We start from the raw sequence: 9,387 nt of genomic DNA, 5'->3' as shown, positions 1-9,387 counted from the left end.
CCCAATGGCCTTTGTGGGCGCGGGGGCATCAGCGTTGATGTCGTTTGGGTTTACGGGGTTTAAAAAAGCACCCTCATACAGCAATGTCTTGATTTACAAAAACACAAGAATTAGGTTTCATGCTAAATCTAATAGCTTGAGGATCCGTTCGTTTAATGATGAGGAATTAGACTCACAATGGATGTCCTACACACAAACACTTAATGTATTTTCTAAGGACTACCAAAGCATAATCAATAATTTTTCTAATATATTAGATACTTGTGATGCAAAAGAGGTGGATGACAGCGATGACCTTTATACAGAGTAAAGGCTGAATTAATATCGACTATTTTTAATGCGCCCGACTAGGGCGCCTTGTCGCAGGGCAAATGTCAGAGTGTCAGTGATGTGCAAATTTGGAGGTGGTTTAGGTTACACCGAGCAGCAGTATGAGCGCTTAAAAACCGAGCCGACCCTGTACGAGTGGGAGTGTACCCCACCAAGGGACAAAATTGGGGACTTGGCGATGTTGAGTATTGCCTTTCCTCTACCTATTGCCTTTTATTTCCTTTCAAGAGAGGAAACTGGCCTTATAGTTATGTCTGCCGTGATCGGTATTGTATTGGCAGTTTTTTCTATTCACGGTGAATCAATCCAAAAATTATCGCGATGAATGAGCCAAGGTTCCTTTCGTGTGCTTAATTAATAATGACCTCAATGGAATACAACGAGTGATAGCCTCCGCCTTCCCAGACTGTAAGCCCATGATTTACATCAACATAAAGTAACGCACTCGAAACATTTCATGATAAAGCTTGAGCTTAGTCCCATAAATGAATAGAATCCCCGATCTTTCGTGTACTAAGCATTAGCTCTACGACAAAAGCGGCGAAAATTTTCAAGACACTTCGCCTGACCTGATCACTCAGGTTTCACGACGCTTAGCGTCATTTGTGTTTAACGTTCAATCCAGAGGTGCAAATTGGACATACTCAATTTCGTACTGGATAACTGGGGCGTCATCACCCACCGCACTATCGAACATCTTGCATTAGTGAGCTTGGCTGTCGGCCTTGCTATTCTAATTGGTGTTCCCGTGGGAGTGGCTATCACCCAGAATCAACGTGTTGCCAATACCGTGCTCTACGTTGCATCCATTATTATTACCATTCCTTCCATCGCGTTATTCGGAATTATGATTCCGGTTTTATCCAAGATTGGACAAGGAATTGGTTACGTTCCTGCTGTTATTGCGGTGCTGCTCTACTCTCAGTTACCCATTATTCGCAACACCTATACAGCGATCAATAATGTCGATCCTGCCTTGCGCGAAGCCGCACGTGGTATCGGTTTAACTAGCATGCAACGTCTGCGTCTGGTTGAAATTCCATTGGCTATCCCTGTCATCATGGCGGGTGTACGCACTGCCGTTGTTATGAACATTGGTGTCATGGCTATCGCAACCTATATCGGTGCAGGTGGATTGGGTACTTTTATCGCCCGTGGCATTAGCCAAACAGACCCACGACAACTCATTGTTGGTGCCGTTGCCGTCAGCTTACTTGCTATCGTAGCTGACACAGCACTGGCCCGTATTCAGAAAAAATTCACCCCCAAGGGTGTTACTGTTCGCGACGTATAACTACGTCATCGCTAGTTAAGGTAAATCGATGATAAAACTAGATAATTTAACAAAAGTTTTCGAAACCGCACAAGGCGTGGTGACCGCGGCAGATCATATTAATATGGAAGTGCCAACCGGTGAGATCTGCGTTCTTTTAGGCCCGTCTGGCTGTGGTAAAACAACCACTCTAAAAATGATTAACCGCCTGATCACTCCTACGTCAGGAAAAGTGTTCATTAATGGTGAAGATACCACCGATATTGATACCGTTACCCTACGTCGAAATATCGGTTACGTTATCCAACAAATTGGCTTATTCCCTAACATGACAATCGAAGAAAACATCATGTTAGTGCCTAAATTAATGGGCTGGGATGCAACGCGTTGCGCCACTCGTGCCAAAGAGTTGTTGGATATGGTGGCGTTAGATCCAAACACATTCTTAAAGCGCTATCCGAATGAGCTATCAGGTGGTCAGCAACAACGCGTTGGTGTTGTTCGTGCATTGGCGGCTGATGCACCAGTGTTATTAATGGATGAACCCTTTGGCGCCATCGATCCTATCAACCGCGACATTATTCAGGAAGAATTCCTGAAGATGAACCGAGAGTTGAAAAAAACCATCATGTTCGTGTCTCACGACATTGACGAGGCAGTAAAAATGGCGAATAAAATCGCCATTTTCCGTGAAGGTAAACTTGAACAGTATGCGAGTCCAGATGAATTGCTCGCCCACCCAGCGACTGATTTCATCCGCGACTTTGTCGGCACCGACCGCACCCTGAAACGTTTGCAGTTAGCCACAGCGGGCGAAGTGATGGAAAAGAACGTTCCGGTTATCACCCCTGATGATAAGCTTGACCGCGCACTCTCGCTCATGATTGAGCACGGCCACGGCATGATTGTCGTGGTAAATAAACAGCATCAGCCTGTCGGTGTCATCGAGCAAGCAATCGCCAAAAATAACAAAGGGCTATGTGGAGAGCACATGAAAGGCCTGTCTGTTTTGATCGACCAAGGTCAAGATCTTCGTTCGGTTGTTTCTAAGATGTTTGCCCACGATATTAGTTGGTTAGCTGTCGTTGATAACGCAGGTCATCTTGTTGGCGAAATTTCACAGCGTGGTATTACTCATCACCTTGGAGCCAGCTTCCGAGCGAAAGGATAAGCCATGACAATCGACCTAAAACCTTACTTCAATGCCATGTTAATGCTAATGATTTTTTTCATTGGCATTTGGGCACAAGCCTCTGGTTTCGTTGATGGAGTTCTTTATTACTGGGATGAGATAATCTACTTATCTGGACACCACATTAAGTTAACAGTGATTTCAGCGTCGATCGCGATCATGATTGGTGTTCCTCTGGGTATATTGATTAGCCGTCCAGCGATGCGCAAATTTGCTGACATATTCATGCAAATTTTCAATATTGGCACAACGGTTCCGACGCTTGCTGTGCTGGCTCTTTCGATGAGTTTTCTTGGTATTGGTGATCGTCCCGCTGTTTTTGCATTGGCTTTTGCCTCAGTATTGCCAATTCTGCGCAATACCTATACTGGCTTGCTTTCAGTTCCAGAGCATCTTAAAGAGGCAGCAACAGGGATCGGTCTAACCCCACGACAACAGCTGATGCGTGTCGAACTTCCTAACTCACTGTATGTGATTATGGCAGGCGTGCGTACAGCCGTTGCCATTAACATCGGTACGGTTCCATTAGCGTTCCAAATTGGTGGTACCGGATTAGGCGAACTGATCTTTGCTGGTATTGATCTTTACGATACGCCAATGATGCTGGCAGGTGCGATTCCAACCGCCATCCTGGCACTAATTGCGGACGTTTTGTTGGGCCTACTCACATTTATGATCGTCAGCAAAGGCGTGAATCCAAATCGTCGTTAAGGAGCAGCAATGAAACACATTATTACTCTACTTGTTGCCATCACTATGGCATTGCCAACTTATGCCAACCGTTTGGTTGTCGGTGGAAAAGGCTACACAGAGCAACTGCTGATTGCGACAATTACTAGTGAGTACTTACGCGCATTAGGTTACAGCATCGATCAACGTGATGGCATGGGGTCAACCGTGTTACGTACCGCTCAGGAAAATGGCCAAGTCGACCTCTACTGGGAGTACACCGGAACCGGGCTTATCACGTTCAATAAAGTAACAGACGTGATGTCACCGGATGAAGCTTTTGCCCGCCTACAACAAATTGATGCGGAAAAAGGGCTAATCTGGCTCAACCGCTCTAAGGCCAATAACACCTATGCACTGGCGATGCGCCGCGAGTTCGCAGAAGCGCGTAACCTCAAAACCATCTCAGATATGATGGCTTGGTTATTGACCGAAGAAGGCCAAAGAGCACAGCTCGCGACCAATGTCGAATTTGGCGCGCGAGATGATGGCTTAAAATCATTGCTTAAAGCCTATGATTTTGACTTACCACGCCATAACTTGCGGAAAATGAACACCGGTTTGCTCTATCAAGCACTACGTGACGAGATTGTTGAAATTACCATGGTCTTTGCCACTGATGGTCGTGTTAAAGCCTACGACTTTTATATATTGCAAGATGATGAACAGCACTTTCCAAACTATGCGATGACACCCGTGGTTCGTCAGGATACCTTGGACAAAAACCCAGATCTCGCCGATCAACTCAATGCGCTTGCTGCCATTATTGATGACGAAATCATGTCAGGGTTAAATGCACGCGTTGATGTCGATGGGATTTCCATCGAGCGTGTCGCAGAAGAGTTCTTGCAAACGTATAATCTACGCTAGTAAGTCACTTTCCGTCAGCAACAGACCCAACGAGGGGCAGACAATATCTGCCCCTTACTTATTGTACTGAGATGCCAAGCATCTCATTAATACACTCTTTGCATAGCGTTATCTTATGAACAACATTCAACAATTGTCCGTCGGTATTGCCCAGATTGCACCTAAACTGGCCGACGTTGAAGCAAACCTAGCAGCACACCTACACTGGATAGATAAAGCCCATCAACAAGGACTCGATCTATTACTTTTTCCTGAACTGTCTTTAACAGGCTACAGCCTCAAAGAGCAAACCTTAGATGTGGCAATGTCGATATCGCACTCGCTTTTTGAGCAACTGGCGGCAGCAGCAGGTAATATGGCGGTGTGTGTCGGGTTTGTTGAAGAGGTCGCCCCTGGTGAGTTTTACAATGCACAAGCCATTGTTCAAAACGGCCATATCGTCCATTTACATCGGAAAATCAACCTACCTAATTACGGAGGTTTAGAAGAGGCCAAATGGTACAGCCACGGCACAGAGTTAACCAGTTGTGAGCTTTTTCCTGGCTGGCGCAGCCATACCTTGATTTGTGCCGATTTATGGAACCCTGCGCTACCTCATATCGCCATGCTTGATAAGCCTTCGCTACTGTTAGCACCAGTAAACTCGGCGGCAGATATCGTATCGGATGAATTCTCCAATCCACAAGGTTGGAAAACCAATACCGATTTTATCTCAATGACATATGGTGTTCCGCTATTAATGGCCAATAGTTGTGCTCGAGAGGGAGATAGTCAGTTCTGGGGGGGCTCACGTATTATGAATGCTAATGGTGAATGCTTGGTAGAGGCCGGCCAAGAGGAAGCACTAATTAGTGCAACACTCAGTTTAGAAGAGACACGCCGCGCCCGCTTCCAACTGCCAACCATTCGTGATGCAAACTCGGCAACCGTTATGCGATTACTGCAACAACGGCTCTAACCTAATTCAACGGCAACCCATAATGGCTTACCGTTAATGCAAGACGCATTGCTTTTTGTTAAGCGTACATTTCAAACACTTTGGTTGATGACAATATATTTATGCGGCAAATAAACAAGGACTGAAATTAGTCGGGTTAAGGACGAAAAACACCTCGAAATGAGGTATCGGTCACGTACATAAGGCGTTTGATTAGATAGGCAGCCGCTCTCGAATCGAGAGGGGCTGTGATTGTGCGTCGTTACGTTGTTAGTCTATCTCTTTACAAGTTAACGCAACGGCCAATGATTGTGCCAAGAACATAGAACTACTCAAAGAGCGAAACCCCATAAGCTCGCCTTCTTGCACTTCGAAACAGATCGAGATTTTACTACCTTGTGCCGACATTTGATTGTCGGTTATTGAAATAATCGGGACATTGCGCTCATAGGCCAGTTCGATTAATTCACTGGTTTCTTGTGCATACGGAGTATAAGTCACGGCTAATAACACATCGCGCTCATTCATTTTTTTAACCATTGGTGCCAGCATGCCACCATGATCATCCAGTAACACGACATTTTTGTCCGATTTCATCAATGCATACCAAAGGTAGAAGGCCACGGGGTAGGCTCTTCGTACACCCTGGATATACAAGGTCTCAGCGTTATCCATCAGCGTAACAGCACGCTCGAGTTTTTGTGGCGATACGCTCAGTTGAAGCTGCTCGATGGCTTCTACATTCGCATTACCGAAGTCCTGAAAAATGGAAGCGGGTGAATCAGTCACTTGCCCATCACGCTCTTTGGCATGGCGAACACGCTCTTTGTAATCACGCGGGCGATTTAAATATTGCTCTCGAAATAAAGACTGCATTTGGCTAAAGCCACTAAAGCCCATTGCATTAGCAAAACGGCTTAATGTAGAAAGAGGGACATCCGCTTGCTCTGCGATGGTCGCCATAGTTTCAACCGCAACAACCATTGGTTGTGCCATTATAAAATCTGCGACCTGTTGGAGTCGTTGACTCAAACTATCATAACGCTTTACCGTTAGCTCTCGTAATGAGTCCAAATCGGCTGGTGTATTTAACACACTTGGTTCCTCTAATTGCATTATTTCTCCCAAAAACAAGTAAATAATACACTTAAGTACTGGATTACGCATCCAGTACTTAAATAATCAGCCCAATAGTTTAAAATTACGCAATGCTTCTTCACGTACGTAAGGCATGACCTTCTGCATAAAATATATTCGGTCAAATTTGTCTGGTTCTTTATTCATATACGCGCGCAAATTGTGACCAAGCGCCTGACGTAAACATGTGCCGATATTAAACTTCGAAACGCGACTTTGTTTTAATTTCAGCATATCTTCATCTCGTATCCCGCTGGTACCATGAATAACAAGCGGCGCGGAAACACTATTTGCAATACGATCAAGCCGAGCAAAATCAATATCACACACAGGCTCTGTTAATCGGTGCACATTGCCGACTGAAACGGCAACACAATCGACACCACTCTCGAGATAAAATTGTGCCGCTTCTTCCGGTTCGGTATAAATAGACTTAATGTAATCACGTCCTTCGTCGTACGGCACCGAGCCCACTTCACCTTCAATAGAAATACCAAGCGCCTTCGCCACTTTTGCCACCTGCTGGGTACGCTGAATATTCTCAGACAAAGGTAGCTGGGAACCATCAAACATCACGGAGGTAAAACCCGCTTTCATGGCTTGATAAACGATCTCTTCCTCGTAAGTATGATCTAAGTGCAGACACACCTTAGAGGAGCTTTGCTTTCCCAAACTCAAAAACATGGCAGCAGCGGTCTCTACCCCATAAAAATCAACCACATCTTTATTACAAGCAAGGATGACGGCACGCTGCGCTTCTTCTGCAGCCTCAACAACAGCTCGCGCGTCCTCATAGCCAAACACGTTAAAGCACGGAACGGCATAACTGCTGCTCGCCGCCTCGGGTAATAAGTCATTCAATGTTACTAACATAACAACTCCCTACTTAAATTTGGCGATCATGTCTTTAATTCCAGGAATGGTTTCCACCTGATATTCATGATGGGGGTCAAAGTGCTGGATCAGTGATTTGGCGGTTTTGCCAACAATAATCGTGAAGTAGTACATTTCATACCCCGGTGCCGCAACACTCGGGTGATACCCCTTATCAATCGCAATCACAGATCCAGTGCGTACGTGATAAACCGGTCCAAAATCATCTTCATGCTCATATAGGAATTGCGCACCAAAGCCAAAATCGGGATTAAAACGGAATTGATAAACCTCTTCATATAAGGTTTCTTGGCTGCCATCTGCTTTAACACGGTCTTCGTCGTGCTTGTGAGGCGGGAAACCAGACCAGCCACCTGCGCCAACAGTGAATAACTCACTGACCAGCAAGCGACCACGTCTATCCGCATTTGACTGCCCTAAAACATGCTTGATTTTACGGTGCGTCTTGGTGTCATCTGAACCATACTGCACAATATCAACGTCGTCATCACGCACACAAAACGGCGTCAAGCTCTCTTCAAATTTGCCACCGGCGATCATAATGTCCGCTTTATCACTGACACACTCAATCACGGCGCTGTAACCAAGTGGGATATAGACGGCCTCGGGATTCCCTTGCCAAACAGATGCTCGCTTACCTATGTTGTCATAGACTATATCGGGCAGTTCTGGGTGAGTGACTGTCACGGAACATGTGCCACCAGCAAGGACAATGACAGATTCATATTCCTCTACATGATGCTGAAATGTCTCGCCCTGCTTTAAATATACCTGATTGAAATAACACAACGGTGTAACATCATCATTAACATCTACAATTGCTTTATTTTCATTATTAAATGGAGGAATATGTTTACCCATTATTTTACCCCTTTATCGCGTCTATTTTATTAGCGACTTATCGCTAACAAATTGTCTAAATAAGACAAACCTGAACCACTATGACGACACATTATTTATAATAAAAAGCACAAGGGTTCGAATAAAATTAAAGAATGGTCCTTTTTGTAAAATGGACCATCTTCGTTTTTAACCTTGCTCTCGACACTCAATGAAATCGAGTAGCTGTTCTTTTGTCGGCATTGCTTCTGTACAGCTATTTCCACTCACATTAATTGCTGCAGCGGCAGAGCCATATTTCACACCTAATTCTAATTCACCACCATTAACCAATGCCCAAATCAAGCCACCAGCAAAAGAATCGCCAGAGCCGAATGGTTTTTGAACCTCGACGCGGAAAATACCTTGCTGGAATTTATGTCCATCACGGCAGTACACTTTCGAACCGAATTCACCCGCTTTAATAACAACGACTTGGGTATTGGCACGTAGGAAACGCTCCGCCGTTGCCTCGTCATCCTTGTTACCCGGTGCCAGCACAGTTTCCATCATGTCGAACTCTTCGCGGTTACCGATAACAATATCGGATAACCCCGCTGCGATTCCGTAGTAAATAGAAGCATCGATATCAGTGCGCCATGAGTATGGGCGGTAATCAACATCCAATACCACCAACGTATTGCTGCGACGAGCATGCTCCATTGCAATCAGCGTTGCTTCGCGGCTCGGGCTTTCAGACAGCGCTGTACCAGTTACAACTAGCACTTTCGAGCTTGCGATGTACTCCGCGTCGACCTGCTCTGGCTTAATGGTCAAGTCAGAGGCTTTGTTGCGATAAATCAACACCGTACAGTCACTTGGCTTCATCTCGGTAAACGCAACTGAGGTGCGCGAGCCTGATCCGTCTGTCATCATGCCGTCAAGATTAATGCCCTGATCTGACATGTACTGCTTCACATAGCCGCCGAATGCATCATCCGCTACACAACCTATAAACCCGACTTTACCGCCAAGTTTGCTTACCGCTACTGCGATGTTGGCTGCCGAGCCGCCAACGAACTTGTTGAAACCTGAAATATCAGCCATATCCGTGTTTGATTCACGGGCGTAAAGATCTACCCCCGCACGCCCTAACACGATGGCATCCAGCTTGCGATCTTGCTGAAGTGCAATCTTTGTCATGGT

10 protein-coding genes and 1 pseudogene are annotated in these 9,387 nt (G+C 45.5%); 7 read left to right on the top strand and 4 right to left on the bottom strand.

Going from position 1 to position 9,387, the window contains the following annotated elements; translation table 11 throughout:
• The 7 genes and pseudogenes from ACKLNH_RS16020 to ACKLNH_RS15990 form a co-directional block, all read left to right on the top strand.
• Positions 1-310: pseudogene (locus tag ACKLNH_RS16020) on the top strand (hypothetical protein); the annotation flags it as partial.
• A 78-nt stretch (positions 311-388) separates the two neighbouring features.
• Positions 389-655, top strand: coding sequence for a hypothetical protein (locus tag ACKLNH_RS16015; protein ID WP_413113266.1), 267 nt, complete (start codon positions 389-391; stop codon positions 653-655).
• A 309-nt stretch (positions 656-964) separates the two neighbouring features.
• On the top strand, positions 965-1,624 hold the full coding sequence (locus tag ACKLNH_RS16010) for an ABC transporter permease (RefSeq protein ID WP_413113265.1): 660 nt from the start codon (positions 965-967) through the stop codon (positions 1,622-1,624).
• A gap of 28 nt (positions 1,625-1,652) precedes the next feature.
• On the top strand, positions 1,653-2,774 hold the full coding sequence (locus ACKLNH_RS16005; protein ID WP_413113264.1) for an ABC transporter ATP-binding protein: 1,122 nt from the start codon (positions 1,653-1,655) through the stop codon (positions 2,772-2,774).
• Positions 2,775-2,777: 3 nt separating this feature from the next.
• A complete protein-coding gene (locus ACKLNH_RS16000; RefSeq protein ID WP_413113263.1) occupies positions 2,778-3,506 on the top strand; it encodes an ABC transporter permease in 729 nt (242 codons plus the stop codon).
• Positions 3,507-3,515: 9 nt separating this feature from the next.
• Positions 3,516-4,394, top strand: coding sequence for a glycine betaine ABC transporter substrate-binding protein (locus ACKLNH_RS15995; RefSeq protein ID WP_413113262.1), 879 nt, complete (start codon positions 3,516-3,518; stop codon positions 4,392-4,394).
• 115 nt (positions 4,395-4,509) lie between these two features.
• Entirely contained in the window at positions 4,510-5,352 is an 843-nt protein-coding gene (locus ACKLNH_RS15990) for a nitrilase-related carbon-nitrogen hydrolase (RefSeq protein WP_413113261.1), read from the top strand.
• A 249-nt stretch (positions 5,353-5,601) separates the two neighbouring features.
• On the opposite strand, the gene ACKLNH_RS15985 is transcribed toward ACKLNH_RS15990, so the two are convergent.
• The 4 genes from ACKLNH_RS15985 to iolC all read right to left on the bottom strand — a co-directional run bounded on the left by ACKLNH_RS15985 (position 5,602) and on the right by iolC (position 9,384).
• A complete protein-coding gene (locus ACKLNH_RS15985; protein WP_413113260.1) occupies positions 5,602-6,447 on the bottom strand; it encodes a MurR/RpiR family transcriptional regulator in 846 nt (281 codons plus the stop codon).
• Positions 6,448-6,513: 66 nt separating this feature from the next.
• Positions 6,514-7,341, bottom strand: coding sequence for a class II fructose-bisphosphate aldolase (locus ACKLNH_RS15980; protein WP_413113259.1), 828 nt, complete (start codon positions 7,339-7,341; stop codon positions 6,514-6,516).
• 9 nt (positions 7,342-7,350) lie between these two features.
• Complete coding sequence (locus tag ACKLNH_RS15975; RefSeq protein ID WP_413113258.1) at positions 7,351-8,223, bottom strand: 5-deoxy-glucuronate isomerase; 873 nt, start codon at positions 8,221-8,223, stop codon at positions 7,351-7,353.
• 168 nt (positions 8,224-8,391) lie between these two features.
• Positions 8,392-9,384, bottom strand: coding sequence for a 5-dehydro-2-deoxygluconokinase (gene iolC / locus ACKLNH_RS15970; protein WP_413113257.1), 993 nt, complete (start codon positions 9,382-9,384; stop codon positions 8,392-8,394).
• Positions 9,385-9,387: the final 3 nt, after the last annotated feature.

The organism is Thaumasiovibrio clandestinus, assembly GCF_047250365.1.
Taxonomy (GTDB): domain Bacteria; phylum Pseudomonadota; class Gammaproteobacteria; order Enterobacterales; family Vibrionaceae; genus Thaumasiovibrio.
Note: the sequence above shows the minus strand (reverse complement) of the source record. Positions and strands in the feature narration are given on the sequence as shown.